Below are 18,933 nucleotides of genomic sequence, written 5' to 3'. Positions count from 1 at the left end.
CAACTACTTAAGGAGGTGACAACAACATGGGTAGAACCCTAGAGAACAAACAGGCGATCGTCGCAGACTTGCAGACTCAGCTCGATGACACGCAGATGGCAGTCGTGATTGACTACAGAGGCCTCTCTGTTGCTGAAATCACAGATTTGCGGAACCGTATTCGCCCTTCTGGTGCAAGCTGTAAGGTGACGAAAAATACTCTAATGCGTAAAGCAATTGAGGGTAGTGATGACTGGCAACATCTGTCAGAATTTTTGACAGAGTCTTCGGCATTTTTGCTGCTTAAAGAGGATTTTGGTAGCGCGATTAAAGCCTATCAAGGTTTCCAAAAAGAAACGAAGAAGTCGGTGCTGCGCGGTGGCGTCTTAGACGGACAAGTTTTAACCGAAAGCGATGTTAAAGCAATTGGTGATCTACCGTCGAAAGAAGAGCTTATGGGGCAAATTGCCGGTGCTCTCAACGCGGTCACAACCAAGATTGCGGTCGGAATCAAAGAGGTTCCCTCTTCTGTGGCGCGTGGTCTGCAGGCTTATGTTGACAAAGAAGAATCGTAGATTGCTCTACGTTTTTAACCCACACGTTTTAACCTATACATTTTGAACTGGAGTAATATCTATGTCTGCTGCAACTGAAGAAATTCTAGAGAAGCTAAAATCTTTAACGCTGTTAGAGGCAGCTGATTTAGTTAAAGAGATTGAAGAAGCCTTTGGCGTCAGTGCTGCTGCACCTGTCGGTGGCATGATGATGGCTCCTGCTGCCGGTGGCGGTGCTGCTGAAGAGGCTGAGGAGAAAACTGAATTTGATGTCGTTCTGGAAGAAGTTCCTAGCGACAAGAAAATTGCGATTCTCAAGGTCGTTCGCTCTCTCACGGGTCTGGGTCTCAAAGAGGCGAAGGAAATTGTGGAGTCAGCTCCTAAGGCTATCAAAGAAGGAACTTCTAAGGACGACGCTGAGGAAGCGAAGAAAACGCTTGAAGAGGCTGGCGCTAAGGTCGCTCTCAAGTAGAGATGATCACATAATGGTCGGAATTGTTCCGGCCATCTTCATTGGTCCCCTGCCGCTAGCGTATAGGGATGCAGAGCAAAGGTCTAGGGGCAACCCTAGACCTTTGTTGTAATTTCTACGGTGGGAGGAGCAAATAGAAAAACGCCCCGTCCAATGGCTTGATGATGTCCTGACAATGCACAGGTGCTGCCAGCGGCAAAGTCGAGAAAGCGCTGGGCTTTATCGCTGGCAAGATCTGCGAAGTTCAGTAAGATGATTGTTCCGGTTTTGAGCGCTTCGACGGCACGGGCGGTTTCGTCAAAGGTTTGTGGACGCAGAATTGCGATCGCACAATTTTTCATTCCTGGCAAAGGGAGTAGATTGTTCATACGCGCCTAAACTTGGGCTGCTACAGTCTAAAGTAGCGCAACTTGGGAAAAATCATCAAAATCTCTGAACGTCGTAATGCAAATCCCTAAACTTTCATCGGGGTGTGAAGTGCGCTCAGCCACGGCCCAGGATATCTGGAGAATCCGTAAGCTGGTTCTTTATGCTCTTCTTGATCCCACACAACTGCGCTGGACTCAGTTTTGGGTCGTTGAGCATCAGCAGGAAATCATTGCCTGTGGGCAGCTCCGGCACTTTGCCGAGGCGCAGGAGTTAGGCAGCTTGGTGGTTGCTTCGGCATGGCGAGGACAAGGGATTGGCTCATTTTTGACACAGTGGCTAATTGAGCAGGCCACATCATCGTTGTATATAGAATGTTTAGGGGATAAGCTAGCTGAATTTTATACACCGTTCGGTTTTGTCGCGGTCTCTTGGTCCGATCTTCCTCAGAGCCTCAAGCGCAAGTTTGCACTCTCGGCGCTGGGCCAACGGCTTCAGCTACCAGTGCACTTCATGCACCGTCCCAGCAAAGGGATCACAGAGACAAGCTAGGATGGGGATAAAGTTAATCCCGTTTGGCGCGATGGAAGATCCCCGCGAAGCCTTTGATAATTCCACTCTTAAACGAACGTTGTTGTTTGTATACTTAATTCCGGTTTTTGGCGTGGTGCCTGCGGCTTGGTCTTTGACACGTCGGCAAAGCGATCGCAAAAGCAGGTCTGTCAGTCGATTAGCGATTGCTCTGGGTCTACTGTGGGGACTGGGAATTTTGACGCTCAATACTGGCTTCGTCTTTGCCAGCGAAAGCGGTGCATCAGGAACGGGTCTGTCTTTACTCGTCATTAACAGCGTTTTTACCTCTAGCTACTTCATGACGATGCTGTGGTTGATGGTGCGTGTTTGGCAGCGGAAGCCACCTGAAATTCCTGGCGTTAGTCGTCTGGCAAAGTTTCTCCCTTAGGGACTGTCTATGCGCTTACCGCGCTTACCGCTTTTAATTCTAGGGATTGCTGTCATTTTAGGGCTGATGGTGTGGCTCGTGAGTTCGCTACTGTGGCTCTATCGATCCGTTTTTTACACCTCTCCCTTTTTGGCGAATTTATTGCTGCTGCTCCTGATTGGTCTATTTCTGGCCTTAATCGGAGCTTTGGCTTACTATGTCTGGGTTTTTAGTCGCAAAAAAGAGCCTCGGCAGCAACGACAACCGCCTCAGGTTCCGGCCCAGAAATCTGCGGCAGCAGTGGAAAATCTGCGGGCGATCCGGCAGCAAATTCAGCAAATTGAAGATCAGGTGGCGCGGGAAGTGCTGCTGTCTCAAACGCGAAATATTGCTCAAGATCTATCTCGCAGACAGCTCAAGCTGGTGGTGTTTGGTGTCGGATCTGCGGGTAAAACGTCTCTAGTCAATGCTTTGATGGGTCGGATCGCCGGTCAGGTGGGTCCCACTATTGGCACAACTGAGGTGGGAGAGACCTATAGCTGCTATTTGCCCCGCCTTGATCGAGAGTTGCTGATCACCGATACGCCGGGACTCCTAGAGCCAGGGATCATGGGTACGGCTCGGGAACAGGCGGCTCGCAAGCTAGCGACGGAGGCTGATCTGCTGCTGTTTGTAGTAGATGGCGACCTCACTCAATCGGAATATCAACCCCTCAGCTCCTTAGAGGAGATGGGTAAACGGCTGTTGCTGGTGTTCAACAAAACGGATCGTTACTCAGCAGCGGATCAAGAGACTGTGTTGAAGGTGCTTTGCGATCGCACCCGCCTCTCCCCAGAAGATATTGTGGCTATCTCGGCTGCTCCTCAGCCCCTGCAGCTTGCCAACGGCGAAGGACTGGAGCCAGAGCCTGATTTGTGCTCTCTGCTGCAGCGATTGGGCACCATTCTGCACGAGGAAGGCGACGACCTACTGGCCGATAACATTCTGCTCCAGTCCCAGCGACTGAGCACGGAAGCGCGCGATCTAATTGCCCAAGAGCGTCAGGGCCGTGCGGAGAAAGTGGTAGAACGCTTCCAGTGGATTGGAGCCGGGGTGATTTGGGCCACCCCCATCGTGATTGACCTGTTGGCCGCTGCCGCCGTCAACGCTCAAATGGTGATCGAAATCGCCAAGGTCTACGGCTGTGAACTGTCCAAGGAAGAAGGCAAAGAGCTGGCCCGCTCCCTCGCCAAAACCTTAGGAGGGCTGGGAATCGTCAAAGGCGTCCTTTCTGTCGTGACGCGAGCCTTGGAGTTCAGCGTGGCGGGTTATGTCTTAGGTAAAACGGTGCAGAGCATCAGTACCGCCTACCTCACTCGGATTGCGGGCAATAGCTTTATTGAATACTTCCGCAATGACCAGGACTGGGGTGATGGCGGCATGGCAGAGGTGGTACAGCAGCAGTTTCAGCTCAACCGCCGCGATCAATTTGTGAAAAAATTCATTCAGGATGCCATTACTCAGCTCCCCAAGAGCTTTGGACGTGCGCTCCAGCCTTGGTCTGAACAGCCCCTAGAGATAGAGACAGCAGAACTTATTTCAGAGGAAGAGTACGAAAAATAGGAATCGCTATGACGACAACTGTACTGGCATACCTTTTAATCGTCTGTTACTTCATCATCGAACGGTTGCTAAGGAAGGGGGAGAAAGCCCTTAGCCTCCAGCCGAGTGAATCTGACCAGGGTAGTTCGAGAATCCTCTGGATTAGTGGTCTACTCAGTATTCTCTTGGCGTTACTTGCTTCCATTCTGAACGCTATTCAAATTGGCGATTGGAACGGCAAATACATCGACTGGATAGGAGTTGTAGTCATGCTGGGTGGCCTTAGCTTACGATACTGGGCTGCTAAGACACTTGGTAAATTCTACACGCGGACATTACAAACAATTGAAGAGCAGCAAATCATTGATAAAGCTCCCTACAGTCTCGTTAGGCTTTTTACAGCAGGGCTATTGTAAATCTGAAAATTTGATTTTGCGATTACGGTGAATAAGTAAATGAATGCCAATTGTATTGATATGACGATGTCTAGAAAGGTATATCAAGTAACCGCTTGTTCGGCCGTGAGTTAGATAAATTGCATTTTATTCTTGGAGTTCGTTTATGATTGACTCAGCCTACTGTGAGAAGATGGCGCAATATAATCAATGGATGAATAAGCGGCTCTATGAAGTCTGTGCCAAGATAAACGATAAAGAACGAAAATCTGATAAAGGTGCATTCTTCAAATCAATCCATGCCACACTAAATCACATTATTTACGGTGATTTGGCATTTCTTTCTCGTTTTACGGGTGAGCCATCAGTAGTGCCAGAGATGGGCGTTTTGTTGTACGACGATTTTGATACCCTATTCAAAGCAAGAATTGATCTTGATCAAAGAATAGTTGGATGGGCTTCTGCATTAGATCATGAGTGGCTACGATCTACAACAACCTATACAAGTAAAGTAGATAAAAAAATAAGAACAGTAGAAAATTGGGTTCTCATAACGCATATGTTTAATCATGAGACTCATCACCGAGGTCAAATTACGACACTACTCTCCCAAATTGGATTAGATATGGGAACGACGGATTTACCTTTTTTACCAGGGATTGAGGCATGAAGTAGTTGGAGTTTTGACCATCCAGCGTAAAAGCCTAACTCCGCTGAGCTTAGTTGTTCGGCATCCTGGATATCTAGGCATGTCTTTAGTGGAAATCGGTGCAGGCTTGGCGGTCTCTAATTGGATAGTGCTAGCAGCCATTATGGTCGTCGGAGCACTCTCACATGTTTATCGCATCCAAGCAGAGGAAGAAATGCTAAAAGCTAAGTATGGCAAACAGTACGAAGTTTATTCAGAAAAAACTTGGAGGCTCTTGCCATTCATATACTGAAATATCTCAAAGATTAATTGCTACCGTCGAGTTTTACGCATCGTTTTGGGGAAGGTGGCGATCGCCGTCATCGATATGGGCTTGAGCAGACCTTGCTAAAGAGGCAACAATTATTTCGAGGTGGTCTAACCGCTCATTGCCACTCTGGGCTGCACGAAGCAGATTATCCGTTGTACGGACCAATCCTTGAGTTGTACGCTCCATGATTCGCAGCTCCTGCTGGCACTGCAGATCAGACTCTTGAATCTGACGCTGAACGGCTAGCATTTGCTCAATCTGTGCGTTGAATTCTTCGTTGGTCAATTGACTTGCTCCGTTGCTGCATCACTTTTGCTGAAACAGGCCATTACCGTTGGGTTCAGCTTTCTGCATCTTCTTTTACCCCCGCCACGCGATTGAGGGTTTCCATCAAATATTCGGGTTGCGGGTCTTCGTCGACAGCTCGCACCAACTTTTCAACCCACGGCTTGAACATAGCGGGTACTGTTATATGAACAGCACGACCGTGTTTATATAACTTTCCTCCCGGCATATCAGCACTCTGGGCCTCTTTAAGTAATTAAAGCGTACTCACAACATGCAGCAAATAGACATTTTAGAGACCATCCATGTATATTTTTAATCGCCGCAGCAGCTTAGCAAAGGTTTCTGGCAAGGGTGCTTGTACCTGAATCTCCTCGACTGTTACCGGATGCTGCAGAGTTAACTGCCATGCATGGAGCGCTTGCCCTGGCAAATTCACCCCGACTGATTTCCCGCGACTGTAAAGGGGATCACCAATAATCGGCCAGCCTTGATCCGCGCAGTGAACGCGAATCTGATGGGTTCGGCCTGTCTCTAACTGAAAATGCATCAACGCATAGTTACCGAGTCGTTCTCTCACCTGCCAGTGGGTGACCGCGCTTCGGCCTCCCTCTTCTTCGGGAATAATTGCCATTTTGATTCGATCGACGGGATGCCGACCGATGGGACGATCGATTTTGCCTGAGTCTGTACTGGGCTGTCCGTAGACGACGGCTAAATATTCTCGCTTCGCGGTTCGAGCTGCAATCTGGGCCTGTAGGTGATGGTGGGCCTGATCGGTTTTTGCGATCGCAATCACCCCCGTCGTATCTTTATCCAACCGGTGCACAATTCCGGGCCGCTCCACGCCGCCAATCCCCGACAAAGACGTCGTGCCGTCAGGTTTTTGACAGTGGGCCAAGAGCGCATGAACAAGGGTTCCGGTCGCGTGTCCCGGCGCGGGATGAACCACTAACCCCACCGGCTTGTTGACGATCAGAAAATGATCATCCTCGTACAAAATATCCAGCGGAATGGCCTCTGGCTCCAGGCTGAGCGGTTCCGGTTCTGGCAGGGTAACAAGCACCTGATCTCCGACCTGCAGCAGATGCTTCTTTGATTGGCAAACCTGCTGATTGACCTGAACATGGCCCTGCTCGATCAGGCGCTGGAGATGTGAACGCGAAATCTCAGATTGACCCGCCAGCCACCGATCTAAACGCTGGCCTGAATCTTCCGTGAGTCGGTAGCAGAATTCCGTCATAGATCTTGATTTTAAGGGACTTTTGAGCGCGGAGAGAACCGAGGCAATCAGCGTCGCGGCTCTCCTAAACTAGATTAAAAGACCGCCTCAAAAAAGGTGGAAAGCGATATTAATCCATGAACTATCAACGGCTGCAAACACTGCTAATCAGCTTGGCCTGGAGCTTTCCCCTAGGGGCATGGACCGGTGGAGCGGCCTTAGCGCAACGTTCTGAACAACGCACCGCAGTGCCGTCCTCTCAACGCGAACTACCGCTCCGGGCGATTGTGCAGCTTCAGGGCCTAAACGTACCTCCCCCGCAAACCCAGGGCAGTGCGGTGCTCTCCCTCCAGCCCCTTACAGGAACGAGGGTTTATACCGTTCCCGTTAGCTTGGGCAACTACCGCGGACGCTTCCTGTTGGATACCGGTGCCTCAACCTCGATGGTGACAGCCGCAACAGTACAGCAGCTTCAGCTCCAGGGAAGACCCGTTCCCCAAGAGCGCCTAGATCTGGCCGTGGCCGGAGATGATTGTCCTGACCTCAAGGCTAATCTCTACCAGCTACCGCAGCTCTCAATGCAGGGTGTTCAAGTGCAAGGGCTGAGCACTCTGAAGTTTAACAGCACCGTGATTCCAGATGCACTCTCTGGGGTCCTCGGCATGGACGTGCTGAAGTTCTTCGATTTGCAACTCAATCCTCAGCAGCAGTCTTTACAGCTCCGTCCGGCTACCCCACTTCCACCTGAGTGGCGATCTCGTGCCGTTCCTCTGCAAGAAAAGCTGGGTGTCATGCTGGCTCAGGTGCAAGTGAATGATCGAGGTCCGTTTACCTTTTTGCTTGATACAGCGGCAGACAGCACCTTCATCTCTCCTGATGTTGCTCTGCAGGCGAATCTAGATGCAGCCGGTTATCGGCCCATTCAGATTCGCGGCTTCTGCGGTATAGAAGAGGCTCAAGCCTCGCAGCTCAAATCTGTGCAGCTCCAGAATCACTGGCAGTCTGATTTAGACACGATTGTCTTATCCTCTTCTTCAATTCTTTCAGTGTTAGGGGTTGACGGCATTCTGGGACAGAATTTTCTCGATCAGTATCAGCAATACTGGCGATTTACTCAGGATCCCGCAGGTCAGTTTGACGGTAGCCTACTGTTGTTTCCGCTTCCGCAGCGCTAAATTCAACCACGGGTACCATCTCGTGCAGGCCAAACCAGCCGATCTCGGTTAGAGCTTTCCAGAATAGCTTTTGATCGAAGAGGCTGAGCATAACGCGGAGGATGCCGATGAGACTTGAGAGAGTGCCTACCCTAGCAAAAACAATTTAATGTTTTCTTTAGGTTTGCTATGATGATCTGTAAATGCATTGAGGGGGGCCTATTCATGCCCATGCTGAACAGTCTTAATACGCAGCGCTATCTTACCTCACAGGGGAAATGGCTAAGGTTGTGCGCCGGGTCTGTTTTAACCACAGCGTTAGCTGGAACCATTGGTCTCTTCTTAGGTTTTCTGCTCGCAAATGTCGCAGGCTGGGTTTAGGGCCGCATCGCAACATCTACCTTTGCGTTATGAAGGGGACAGCCCCACCCCCGAGAGGAATTGAAGCGCGATACCCTAGATCATAGTGCTACTCTTCAAATCTGTGCCCGATCTGCTCTCCACAACGCCGCTGCTCAAAACCCCTGAACGTCTCGAATCTCGTCTGAAGCAAATTCCGCCAGAGCCGGGGGTCTACTTCATGCGGGATGCAAAGGACCACATTCTTTACATTGGCAAGTCGAAAAAGCTGCGATCGAGGGTTCGGTCTTATTTTCGTCAATCTCAAGATTTAGGGCCGCGCATTGCCTTGATGGTGCGTCAGGTCACGGATATTGAGTTCATCGTCACCGACTCAGAGGCTGAGGCGCTAGCGCTGGAAGCTAATCTAATTAAGCAGCATCAGCCCCACTTCAATGTGCTGCTCAAGGACGATAAGAAATATCCCTATCTCTGTATTACCTGGTCGGAAGAGTATCCCAGCATTTTCATTACCCGACGGCGACGGCTGGGCAAAAAGCAGGATCGATATTATGGCCCCTACGTTGATACGCGACTGCTGCGCTCGACACTACATCTCGTCAAACAGATTTTTCCGCTCAAGCAGCGCCGTCGTCCCCTCTTCAAAGATCGTCCCTGCCTCAACTATGACATTGGCCGCTGTCCAGGGGTCTGCCAGCGACTGGTAACGCCAGAGGAGTATCGTAAGACGCTCCAGAAAATCGCCATGATTTTCCAGGGGCGTACTGGGGAGCTAATCGCCATCCTCAATGAGCAAATGCAGCTCGCTTCAGCGGATCTCAATTTTGAGTATGCGGCCCGACTGCGCGATCAGATTGCAGGTCTACAAAATCTAGGGGCCGATCAGAAAGTAGCGCTACCCGACGACACGATCTCCCGTGACGCAATCGCGCTGGCGGCGGATGAGCAAAGCGCCTGTATCCAGCTTTTTCAGATTCGCGCCGGTCGCTTAGTGGGCCGCTTGGGCTTTATGGCCGATCCCCAGTCCGGTTCTGTGGGAGCCATTCTACAGCGGGCGCTGGAAGAACATTACGCCCATGTTGATCCGGTCGAAATTCCGGCAGAGATCTTGGTGCAGACAGAGCTGCCAGAGGCGGAACTGCTGGCGGGGGGATTATGCGATCGCAAAGGTAGAAAAGTGACAGTCCTGTGTCCGCAGCGGCAGACCAAGGCTGAACTGATCCAAATGGTCGAGCGCAACGCTGGTCACGAGCTGATGCGTACCCAACGCGCCCGTGATCTAAGCACCCAAGCCCAGCAAGATCTCGCCGATCTATTAGATTTGCCCGACCTTCCTCGACGGATTGAAGGCTACGACATTTCTCATATCCAAGGTTCAGACGCAGTGGCCTCCAGGGTCGTTTTCGTTGACGGCCTGCCTGCCAAGCAGCACTACCGCCGCTATAAAATCAAGGATCCCACCGTGCGCGCCGGTCACTCCGATGATTTTGCCAGCCTTGCAGAGGTGATCGGTCGCCGCTTCCGTAGTTATGTTGATAAACCAGAACAGCCCCGCCTCGGTTCTGTTGACTGGCCGGATCTCGTCATGATTGACGGCGGCAAAGGACAGCTTTCTGCAGTGATGGCCGTCCTCTCTGAGATGGAGCTAGCCGACACGCTGCAGGTGGTCAGTCTTGCCAAGCAGCGAGAAGAAATCTTCCTGCCCGGTGCTAAACAGCCGCTGCCCACCGACAGTGAACAATCTGGGGTCCAGCTCCTGCGACGCCTCAGGGATGAGGCCCACCGATTCGCCGTTAGTTTCCATCGCCAGCAGCGCACTGAGCGCATGCGCCGCTCACGCTTAGACGAGATTTCTGGATTAGGACACCATCGCCAGAAAGAGTTGCTGGCAGCGTTTCGGTCCATTGACTACATTCGGGAGGCTTCTCTTGAGCAACTGGTCACGGTGCCAACGATTGGACCCCAGCTCGCCCAGCAAATTTATGACTACTTTCATCCCTCACAGTCATCGAAAGCGGAGGAGTGATATTTATTTAATGAACGTTTGATGAGCCGTATTTAAGATGACGAAGGCTCTTTTGAAGCGTCAAAATTAATCTGTAGTTTTCGATACATTCTCGTCAAGAAGTGAGGGATTGAGACTCATCTATTCTTCTACTTTTACAGTGATTTTTGGGATCATCGAGAGAACGGGGATCGGGCGGACCTCTTCTAGGGGTTGCGATCGCAACTGATCCCCAGCAACCACACAGAGCTTAAGGGAGATTAATAGGGGATCACTTTAGGACAAGGCTTACAGCAGCTCTCATGAGAGATCGAAAGCAGCAGCACAGAAACCGATCAGTCATCTCTATAGACACCTCTAACCTCTGACCGCAAGCAAGCGCAAAGCAGTCTCTGAGGGTTCCCATCAGCTCATAGAATTGATCTTTCGGGCACATTTTTTAAACAATTCAATCAGGATATTAAATAAACCAGTGATTGATCCCAGGCAGTGAAGTATAAGTGTTATAAATTAAAGAATAAATCCAATCACTTTTTTGCCAATTCTTTTGCTAATCACTTTAATTCTCAGTTCACCTCGGCATCCCGTCGTAGTCAAGAATTCATAAAAACCACCTTTTTTACTTCTACTGATCAACTTCTCGGCTTTAAATAAGGCTTTAATCATGACCCGGATAGAAAATATACGCTGTTCCAATTGCGGTAGCCCAGCAGAGCGGCATCATTTGGAGCAGTCTTTAATTCGCACTCAGTGTGCCTACTGCGACTACCTAATGATCACCTGTAGTAAAACCGGTAAGGTCATTGAAGCTTATGCCCCTGGGCTTTCGCTAGAACAACTCGTTTGTCGTTAAGACAGCAAAATTTTCATAGTGGTACTTGGCTTTAGAGCAACGCTATGTCGTAGGTAGGTTTTGGATCTTCTTGCTGATGCATGTATTGTTCCGCCATCTACCTAAGTCAAGGCAGTTCAACAGACGCCGGCTTAGCAATATGGGGTAACCCCCACCCTAGTTTCTCTCTCAATATCTTGAAAAACTCAGGAGAGCTAAGCCGTATGAAGCGGGCTGCATAGCGAGACTTGTGAATTCGAACGCGATCTGCTGGTGAAACGTAGCAGCCAGCATTGCCGTCCACCATCATCACAAGCTGCTCAGAGTGGGCCGGAAAAATTTCGACCGGCTCTGTCTCTGAAAAGACCAGTGCCCTAGAAGCTAAAGAATGAGCGCAAATGGGAATTAGCTGCAGCACCGGCACATCAGGCGTAATCACCGGCCCGCCGGCAGACAATGCGTAGGCAGTAGAGCCTGTGGGTGTTGAGAGGATCACACCATCAGCAGCGATGTCGACTCGAGCATGCTGACCAACTTCAATTTCAAAATGGCACATACCCGTTAGCGGCTCTTTGTGCAGCACCATCTCGTTAAGAGACAGTGCTTCCCACAACACAACATCGTCACGAACCACCTGAACCGAGAGCATCACGCGCTCTTCAACGGTGTAGGTATCGGCCAGTAATAGATCAATAGCATCAGACAGGTGATTGAGGTAGGTCTCAGTCAAAAAACCCATGTGCCCCGTATTGACCGTCAGTAGCGGAATATTACAGGAAGCCAACTGGCGACAGGCTGACAGAACAGTCCCATCTCCCCCCAGCACAATGGCGAATTCCACACGGCTATCAAAGCCAGTGGGCACCAAATCATCAATCGCCGAGTAACAAACGGGGCTGCCGGGACGGGAGCACCCTAAAATTCCGCCTACACCATTGGCGACGGCGACTTCCCAGCCAATACTTCGAACTTATCTTGAAGAGCCTGAGCCGTTTGACAGGCCGTGGGCTTCGCTTCGTTATAAATGATGCCGATCTTGGACACACTCAAAAGTCACACGAGATTTTAAGAGGAACGAGGCGCTTTAAAAGGAGTCCGCTTACGGGACGACTTTTTGTTTTTTTCGTAGTCGAGTTCTCTCAGCTTCTTAAGAATACGACCAAAGTAGTCTTGCATATAGGACTCTAGCGTTGAAATAGTACTGGGATCAATCTCAAAGGCATCATAGGTGTCATCCATAGCAGCATTCAGAGGCTTCCCAGCAGAAATAACTTCAGCAAATGCCAGCCGATCCGCCGTGTTCCAGCCCCATTCAAAAAAGCGGATAACGCGCTTGGCCCCCTTCAACAGTCCTGCAGGCAAACTCAGAATCTTAGCTTCTTCTCCAGAGAGATTTTCGCAAAGCTGGACAATACCTCGAGGCGTCCAGGCTTTTGGCCCCGCTAAATCAAAGGTTTTTCGACTGACCTGAGGCTGCTTTAGGGCTTTGACAGCAAATTTCGCAATATCTTGGGTATCCATAAACGCAATGGACGAGCCTTCACCCATCAGCCACACAGCCTGCTTATCTAAGATCGGAATGGCGTACTGACCAATCAGCCCCTGGAAAAATCCGCAGGGCCTCAGAATGGTGTAGTCCAACTTAGTCTCGGCTAAAAAACTCTCGGTGCAGGCTTTCATATCCATTAATGGAACGTGGGCATACTTGTCTGCATCCATAATCGAAACGAAGACGAATCGCTTGACAGCCGCCGCTTCTGCAGCCTGAATTAAAGAGACTTTACCATCCCAATCAACAACTCGGGTGCTGCCCGGATCGGTAGGGCGCGTTGTTGCAGTGTCAATGACCGCATCCATACCCTGCAGCGCAAGCTTTAGGCTATCTGGCTTGCTCAGATCACCCTGAACAAGATTGGCTCCCCACTCCTTTAAGAATGAGGCTTTGCGAGCATTGCGGACCAGACAAGACACTTGATATCCCTCATCTATGGCATGACGAACAACCTGCCGTCCTAACGTTCCAGTAGCACCAACGATGAGTAATTTCATGAGGGATAAAGTAGAAATCTTAACTTTTGTAATACTTTATCAGAAATTGCCGAACAGCACAGATCTCCCACGGAGAAGCAGCGGATCAGATGGCATTAATGAGTGCTATGGCGTTGTTTCGTTGGGGAACAAATCCAGGCGCTGGACCATCAATAAAACCTGAGCAAATTCTATGGCAGTACCCGACTGACTTAGGACAGCCTTTCTTTAGCACAGACGGGTTTCAGCCATTTTATGTCCTAATCAATACGTGTACCGCTATACTTCGCAGTCCAGTGAGTAAACCTCAATGTTGACTGAGTCTCCAAGCCTTCCCCAGCATCTTAGATGCTGGGGATTTTGTTAGATATTCAAGGCCTCACGCCCGTCGTTGTCCACTGGTCAACCTGAATTTCGTCACGAACGCCCGCTCGAAACTGGAGTGGCTCCGTTGGCCCAACCGAGCCACCCGTCTGTGGGTTGGCATAGAGGCCTGAATCGAGGATGTTCGTAAGCTTGTTGTTCTCGATGATGGCATTAGAGCCGATGCCATCCTGTAGTAGAGGGCGAGGACTATCGGGCGCGCTCTCGAAAATATTGCCCGCAATCTTAATGCTCTGAAAGTCAGTACTGGGATTGAACTGAAACAGAGCCAGAGGCTGGGGGTTACCCAGCGCCCGTACATGATTGTTTATAAATTCAACATTGTTGTAGCCAGGACGTGACCAGAATATGCCCCTACCGACGTTCTGAATCAGATTGTTTTGCATTAATAGAGGCCCTGGGGAAGGCTGCCTGCCATGATCGCTAATCAAGTTGCCCTGGTTCTCTTGGGGCTTGAAATCAAAGAGATTGTGGTTGATTCGCACGTTGTTGCGCGCAAACTCAATGGCGTAGGATCGGCGAATAACGTTGTGATGAATATGAACAGCCAGTGCGCTGCTATCGAGGACCGGGCCACCCCCAAACTTAGGGATCGAAATAGTACCTTCGATGTAATTATGGTCAATTTCAAAGCCAAAAATGTTGTCGAAGGGGTACTCAATGGCGAAACGACTTCTAATATCGTTGTGATGAAATCGACAATTTCTGCCGCTTCTTCCTTTGAAACCAAAGAATCGACGGTCACCTTTCCCTGAAGCCCGCACACGGTTGTTCCAGACTTCACATTCTTGGGGGTTTTGGTCAAAGAGGACGCCGCCCACCGCCCGCCGGATCTTGCCGTCAATCTCTTTCTCGATGTATCCCCCGGCATCAATAAAGTCATTATCGTGAATCCGCGTCTGCACCATGTTAAAAGTGCGAACGCTACTCCACATAAAATCTCGTAGCTCAAGGCCTGCAAGCGTTAGCCGCTGCGAACGCTTGCCGTAAACGGCACCGTGCAGCTGTGGTCCCTGCAGGCTCATGTCCCGGATGGTGACGTTGTTCTGTCCCTCAACAATGAAGAGGTAGGCATTCGGATCTTCAAGTTTGGGGAGTAAGCCAAGTCCAGGTTGCCATGTGGCAGCGCCCCGTACGGTGGTTTTGTCCGCCCCCTGCCCGCAAAGGGTTGTGCCAGTCTGAAGCCTCAATGATTGGGGTAGCTCAAAAACGCCTGCGCTCAGGGCGATCGTTTGACTGTTAGCAACGGCTCTCTGTAAGGCTTCAACGGTACGAACCGGGGTGCCGTTACACGCCTCACCACTGGTAGGCAATGGAACTGGCTCAGGGTTGCTGCCGGCACTGGCAACGGACGGTGGCAGTTCTTTGACCTTCTCAATTTTGAGGTCAACATCTGCAGGCTTAGGATCTTGTCTGGCAGCTTCGCTTGTGGCTTTGCTATCTCCGCAGGCCGTCACTATTACGGCGGAAACGAGCAGTATGGCTCGAACACTATTAGCTTTCAAGCGCATTAGGGTCACCTTGATTCAGCTTAAAGTCCAACATAGACCTAGTTCTCTCGAGTCTAGTCTGCTGAGGCTATTTTGGCTGCTTGCAAGCAACTAACGTAACTTTGTGAGGTACCCCAATCGCCTTTTTGCTGGAGGTAACTCGCTCCTGCTTCTAACGCAGCAACAAGTAGTAGAGCGCACCAGAGGATTTGATCACGCCAGCCCGATCAGCTGCTTTAGAGCCAGTACCCATAAAAATGTCCACACGACCGGGGCCTTTAATAGCGCTGCCGGTATCGTGATCGAGCACATAGCGACTCACGTCTTGAAATTCAAGCTGGTCCGCACTATTGAAATAGGGTAGCTGGGTCTGGATCAGCGCCAGCGCACCCGGCGGCATGATGGATTTATCGGTGGCAATGGAACGCTCTGCAGTGACGGGAACGCTTAGACTGCCCATTGCGGGAGAGCCATGGGTCTCTTGAAAGAACACAAAGCTTTTGTTGCGAGGCAAATAGCGATCCAGATCGGCGGGCTGTTTTTGAAAATGGTCGATGAGGGCAGGCAAGCTCACCTCCTCCGGTGTAAAAATACCGTCGCCAATCATCTCTTTGCCAATGCTGGTGTAGGGATGCTGGGTTTTTCCCGCAAATCCAACGGTCATGGTGCCGCCGTCGGTGAGACCCAGTCGAGCTGACCCCTGAACCTGGACGAGGAAGGCCTCAAGGCGGTCGCGCAGCCAAACCAGCTCTAGCCCCTTGAGCTGCCCCTGAGACCCCTGGAGGCCGTCAGTACCTTCAAGTTGCTCACGGGTGGGATTGGGGGTGGGCCACTGCGCAAGGGCTGCAGGGGCTTTGTAGAGCGGATATTTAAATTCAGCAGTGGGTTTTCGACTGGCGGTAAAGGTGGCTTCGTAGTAGCCCGTAAACAGCACGGTGCCCTGTTCGTCGTTGCCGACAGACTTATAGAAGGAGAATTCACGCTTGACAGCTTCTGCAAGCGCTTCAGGAGAGGGCGACTGCACGACGAGCTGACGAAACCGCTGGACGCTCTCACGAACGCGATCTCGAGTGATTCCCGGTACGGCATAGTCCTGATAATCTTGCTCTGATTTTGAAGTTCGCAGATATTTGAGGCTGTCGTCTAGCGCCCTGAGCAGGGCAGCTTTATCCCCTGCCTTGCCCGTTGAACTCACCCAAAGTTGTGGATCGAGGGCCACACCCTGCGGCAGCTGATCAATTTGTGTCGTTTGCAGGGGGGCACCCGTTGATGTGGAAGCAGAAAGTGCGATCGCACATCCCAGAACAAAAGGCGCTGTAATTTTCAACATAAACAGGAAAACTCAAAAACCTGAAACATCATACCGTTAGAAACGGTCGACGCTAGAAGAGAATACAGGTTCCACCCGAATAGCCGAAATGCTAGAAGGGCGAATGACCATATACTCACCCTGAATCGTTTTGAGGGGAATATTAATAAAATCACGGGAGTCTGACTTGGGCACTAGCTCATTGCTGTACCAATGCTGGAACTCCTGAATCGTGGCAAAGCGAACTTCCTCTCGATGACCACCCTCTAGAAAGAGATGGGCTGCAAATTCATTGGCGGTTCTAGACATGGCGGAATCTCTGCGCGGACATCGACCTCATTATGGACAAAAATACAGGCAAGATGACCATCGCTATGCGTTAGACTATCCTCACCCTAGGTTAAAGGCTATTGTGAGTGAGTAGTATATCCTAGAAAAGGTTCCTTCATCTACCAAAAATTCTAGATGTCAGCGCTAAAAATCTTTAACCCGACGGGATGGCTAGGGGGGCAAGAAGCGAATCCTCCGCTACTGCAAGAGACAACGGCTGCCATTAATCAGGGCGCAAAAGCAATTTTGATTGACTTTACCCATGTCACCTTTGTTGACAGCATGGGCGTTGGCATTCTCGTCCGTATTCTCAAACGAGCTGAGAAGGATGGTTGCCACCTCTATCTTTGCGCAATGAACTCCAGTGCACGCATGATCATGGATATGATTGGCGTCGATCAGGTCTTTGATATTCATCCTGATCGTGAATCCGTAGACAGAGCCGTCGCTGAGCGATTTAGCTGAAGTTTGAATGCTTCGGAGACAACACAGTACTCTAGGCAAAGCGACGAGCCTTAGATATTCTCAATGGCCGTTGGCACAGATCTTCCTCTGAAGGTCGATCCGCAGCAGCCAATCACAACAATTAACTACTGGTAAATGTGGCACTGTGCCAAGATTCTCCTGGCAAGGGATTCACGCCAGCGAGCATAGCTAACGACAGTCGTTGGGCAAGGACTACAAACAACCTGTCGCTTAGAGCTGGGAATCGTTGACCCATAAATTCGTTGGCGTTTACGAAACCTCGCAAAACTTTACTCAATCTCAGCGCGTCTCCTCTTAGGTAAATGCTACGATTTTCACTAGCTAGGGGTGCCTGAAGCATCAGGCTGAGATCACACCCTGAGAACCTGAGACCGGTTAGCACCGGCGGAGGGAAGCTGTCAATTAGAGGAACTAAATATGCGCAGTGAATGGGTCGCCAAGCGACAGGGCCAGGGCAATGTCTCGCAGATGCACTATGCCCGTCAGGGTATCGTCACTGAAGAGATGAATTACGTCGCCCAGCGGGAGAAGCTACCCGCAGATTTAATCCTTGAAGAGGTCGCTCGGGGTCGCATGATTATCCCCGCCAACATCAATCACACCAATCTAGAGCCGATGGCGATCGGCATTGCCTCAAGCTGTAAGGTGAATGCCAACATTGGTGCCTCCCCTAATTCCTCCGATATCAATGAAGAGTTAGAGAAGCTCCATCTGGCGGTCAAGTACGGGGCCGATACTGTGATGGACCTGTCCACGGGTGGCGGTAATCTAGACGTGATCCGCACAGCTGTGATCGGTGCTTCTCCTGTGCCCATTGGTACGGTGCCCATCTATCAGGCACTAGAAAGCGTCCACGGCAATATTGAGAATCTCACTGCAGATGACTTTTTAGCAATTATCGAAAAGCATGCCCAGCAGGGGGTCGATTATATGACCATCCATGCCGGGATCTTGATTGAGCATCTGCCGCTGGTGCGAAATCGCATTACCGGCATCGTTTCTCGGGGGGGCGGCATCCTCGCTCGCTGGATGCTGCATCACCACAAGCAGAATCCGCTCTATACCCACTTCGACGACATCATTGAAATCTTCAAGAAGTACGATGTCTCCTTTAGTCTGGGTGATTCCCTCCGACCGGGCTGCACACACGACGCCTCTGACGAAGCACAGTTGGCAGAGCTGAAAACCCTCGGCCAGCTGACTCGCCGCGCCTGGGAACACGACGTTCAGGTAATGGTGGAAGGTCCAGGACACGTCCCGATGGATCAGATCGAATTCAACGTCCGTAAGCAAATGGAGGAGTGTTCCGAAGCTCCTTTCTACGTTCTAGGGCCGCTGGTCACCGATATTGCACCGGGCTATGACCACATCACCTCTGCGATCGGTGCAGCGATGGCGGGCTGGTACGGTACGGCGATGCTCTGCTATGTCACGCCGAAGGAACACTTGGGCCTGCCCAATGCTGAAGACGTTCGCGCGGGCCTGATTGCCTACAAGATTGCGGCCCATGCGGCTGATATTGCCCGCCACCGTCCGGGTGCGAGAGACCGTGACGATCAGCTTTCGGAGGCGCGGTACAACTTTGACTGGAATCGTCAGTTTGAGTTATCCCTCGATCCTGAGCGGGCCAAGGAATATCATGACGAAACGCTGCCAGCAGACATCTACAAAACGGCGGAGTTTTGCTCTATGTGTGGTCCGAAGTTCTGCCCAATGCAGACAAAAGTAGATGCCGATGCCCTCACTGAACTAGAGAAGTATCTAGCGAAGGATGCGGTGGGATCTGCTAGCTAGCGTTTTAT

Annotated in this window: 20 protein-coding genes, 1 pseudogene and 1 riboswitch; of the genes and pseudogenes, 13 read left to right on the top strand and 8 right to left on the bottom strand. The window is 50.8% G+C overall.

Translation table 11 applies throughout. From position 1 onward, the window contains the following. The first annotated feature begins 26 nt into the window (after positions 1-26). Together rplJ and rplL are read left to right on the top strand one after the other, a co-directional pair. Positions 27-554 (top strand): 50S ribosomal protein L10, encoded by a 528-nt coding sequence (rplJ, locus tag C1752_RS07050; protein WP_110985340.1) that lies wholly within the window; start codon positions 27-29, stop codon positions 552-554. A 61-nt stretch (positions 555-615) separates the two neighbouring features. Further along, a complete protein-coding gene (rplL, locus tag C1752_RS07045; RefSeq protein WP_110985339.1) occupies positions 616-1,005 on the top strand; it encodes a 50S ribosomal protein L7/L12 in 390 nt (129 codons plus the stop codon). 95 nt (positions 1,006-1,100) lie between these two features. Here the strand turns inward: rplL and C1752_RS07040 are convergent, their stop codons facing one another. Continuing rightward, entirely contained in the window at positions 1,101-1,373 is a 273-nt protein-coding gene (locus C1752_RS07040; protein WP_110985338.1) for a cell division protein SepF, read from the bottom strand. 76 nt (positions 1,374-1,449) lie between these two features. Between C1752_RS07040 and C1752_RS07035 the strand changes: the two genes are divergently transcribed. The 6 genes from C1752_RS07035 (at position 1,450) to C1752_RS30200 (ending at position 5,228) form a co-directional block, all read left to right on the top strand. Continuing rightward, on the top strand, positions 1,450-1,923 hold the full coding sequence (locus tag C1752_RS07035; protein WP_110985337.1) for a GNAT family N-acetyltransferase: 474 nt from the start codon (positions 1,450-1,452) through the stop codon (positions 1,921-1,923). 1 nt (position 1,924) lies between these two features. Continuing rightward, a complete protein-coding gene (locus C1752_RS07030; RefSeq protein WP_233501423.1) occupies positions 1,925-2,332 on the top strand; it encodes a hypothetical protein in 408 nt (135 codons plus the stop codon). Between the two features lie 9 nt (positions 2,333-2,341). After that, complete coding sequence (locus tag C1752_RS07025; RefSeq protein WP_110985336.1) at positions 2,342-3,913, top strand: YcjF family protein; 1,572 nt, start codon at positions 2,342-2,344, stop codon at positions 3,911-3,913. A gap of 8 nt (positions 3,914-3,921) precedes the next feature. Beyond that, on the top strand, positions 3,922-4,308 hold the full coding sequence (locus C1752_RS07020) for a hypothetical protein (protein WP_110985335.1): 387 nt from the start codon (positions 3,922-3,924) through the stop codon (positions 4,306-4,308). Between the two features lie 145 nt (positions 4,309-4,453). Then, a complete protein-coding gene (locus tag C1752_RS07015) occupies positions 4,454-4,957 on the top strand; it encodes a DinB family protein (RefSeq protein ID WP_110985334.1) in 504 nt (167 codons plus the stop codon). Beyond that, positions 4,947-5,228 (top strand): methyltransferase family protein, encoded by a 282-nt coding sequence (locus C1752_RS30200; protein WP_315865244.1) that lies wholly within the window; start codon positions 4,947-4,949, stop codon positions 5,226-5,228. Before C1752_RS07015 ends, C1752_RS30200 begins: the two co-directional genes overlap by 11 nt. Positions 5,229-5,261: 33 nt before the next feature. Here the strand turns inward: C1752_RS30200 and C1752_RS07005 are convergent, their stop codons facing one another. Then, positions 5,262-5,531 (bottom strand): hypothetical protein, encoded by a 270-nt coding sequence (locus C1752_RS07005; protein ID WP_110985332.1) that lies wholly within the window; start codon positions 5,529-5,531, stop codon positions 5,262-5,264. Between the two features lie 292 nt (positions 5,532-5,823). Next, entirely contained in the window at positions 5,824-6,774 is a 951-nt protein-coding gene (locus C1752_RS07000; RefSeq protein WP_110985331.1) for an RluA family pseudouridine synthase, read from the bottom strand. Between the two features lie 116 nt (positions 6,775-6,890). On the opposite strand from C1752_RS07000, the gene C1752_RS06995 reads away from it, so the two are divergent. From C1752_RS06995 to C1752_RS30520, 3 genes are all read left to right on the top strand, one after another. Continuing rightward, a complete protein-coding gene (locus C1752_RS06995; protein WP_110985330.1) occupies positions 6,891-7,928 on the top strand; it encodes a retropepsin-like aspartic protease in 1,038 nt (345 codons plus the stop codon). Positions 7,929-8,391: 463 nt separating this feature from the next. After that, positions 8,392-10,293, top strand: a complete 1,902-nt coding sequence (gene uvrC, locus C1752_RS06990; RefSeq protein WP_110985467.1) for an excinuclease ABC subunit UvrC — start codon at positions 8,392-8,394, stop codon at positions 10,291-10,293. A 643-nt stretch (positions 10,294-10,936) separates the two neighbouring features. Beyond that, positions 10,937-11,125 (top strand): replication restart DNA helicase PriA, encoded by a 189-nt coding sequence (locus tag C1752_RS30520; RefSeq protein WP_110985329.1) that lies wholly within the window; start codon positions 10,937-10,939, stop codon positions 11,123-11,125. Between the two features lie 106 nt (positions 11,126-11,231). Here the strand turns inward: C1752_RS30520 and C1752_RS06980 are convergent. From C1752_RS06980 to C1752_RS06960, 5 genes and pseudogenes are all read right to left on the bottom strand, one after another. After that, positions 11,232-12,148, bottom strand: a pseudogene (locus C1752_RS06980) (NAD(+) kinase). A gap of 21 nt (positions 12,149-12,169) precedes the next feature. After that, entirely contained in the window at positions 12,170-13,153 is a 984-nt protein-coding gene (locus C1752_RS06975; protein ID WP_110985328.1) for an SDR family oxidoreductase, read from the bottom strand. A gap of 350 nt (positions 13,154-13,503) precedes the next feature. Continuing rightward, positions 13,504-15,027 (bottom strand): polysaccharide lyase domain-containing protein, encoded by a 1,524-nt coding sequence (locus C1752_RS06970; RefSeq protein ID WP_110985327.1) that lies wholly within the window; start codon positions 15,025-15,027, stop codon positions 13,504-13,506. Between the two features lie 151 nt (positions 15,028-15,178). Continuing rightward, on the bottom strand, positions 15,179-16,336 hold the full coding sequence (mltA, locus tag C1752_RS06965) for a murein transglycosylase A (protein WP_110985326.1): 1,158 nt from the start codon (positions 16,334-16,336) through the stop codon (positions 15,179-15,181). A gap of 36 nt (positions 16,337-16,372) precedes the next feature. Further along, on the bottom strand, positions 16,373-16,624 hold the full coding sequence (locus C1752_RS06960) for a hypothetical protein (protein ID WP_110985325.1): 252 nt from the start codon (positions 16,622-16,624) through the stop codon (positions 16,373-16,375). A 156-nt stretch (positions 16,625-16,780) separates the two neighbouring features. Between C1752_RS06960 and C1752_RS06955 the strand changes: the two genes are divergently transcribed. Both C1752_RS06955 and thiC read left to right on the top strand, forming a co-directional pair. Continuing rightward, the gene (locus tag C1752_RS06955) at positions 16,781-17,110 is read left to right on the top strand and encodes an STAS domain-containing protein (protein WP_110985324.1); all 330 of its coding nucleotides are present in this window, start codon (positions 16,781-16,783) and stop codon (positions 17,108-17,110) included. Between the two features lie 334 nt (positions 17,111-17,444). Then, positions 17,445-17,541, top strand: a riboswitch (TPP riboswitch). Between the two features lie 7 nt (positions 17,542-17,548). After that, entirely contained in the window at positions 17,549-18,925 is a 1,377-nt protein-coding gene (gene thiC, locus C1752_RS06950) for a phosphomethylpyrimidine synthase (protein WP_110985323.1), read from the top strand. Positions 18,926-18,933: the final 8 nt, after the last annotated feature.

Source organism: Acaryochloris thomasi RCC1774, from assembly GCF_003231495.1.
Classification (GTDB): Bacteria; Cyanobacteriota; Cyanobacteriia; order Thermosynechococcales; family Thermosynechococcaceae; genus RCC1774.
The sequence above is the reverse complement of the archived record's forward strand: the minus strand, read 5'-3'. Positions and strand labels throughout refer to the sequence as shown.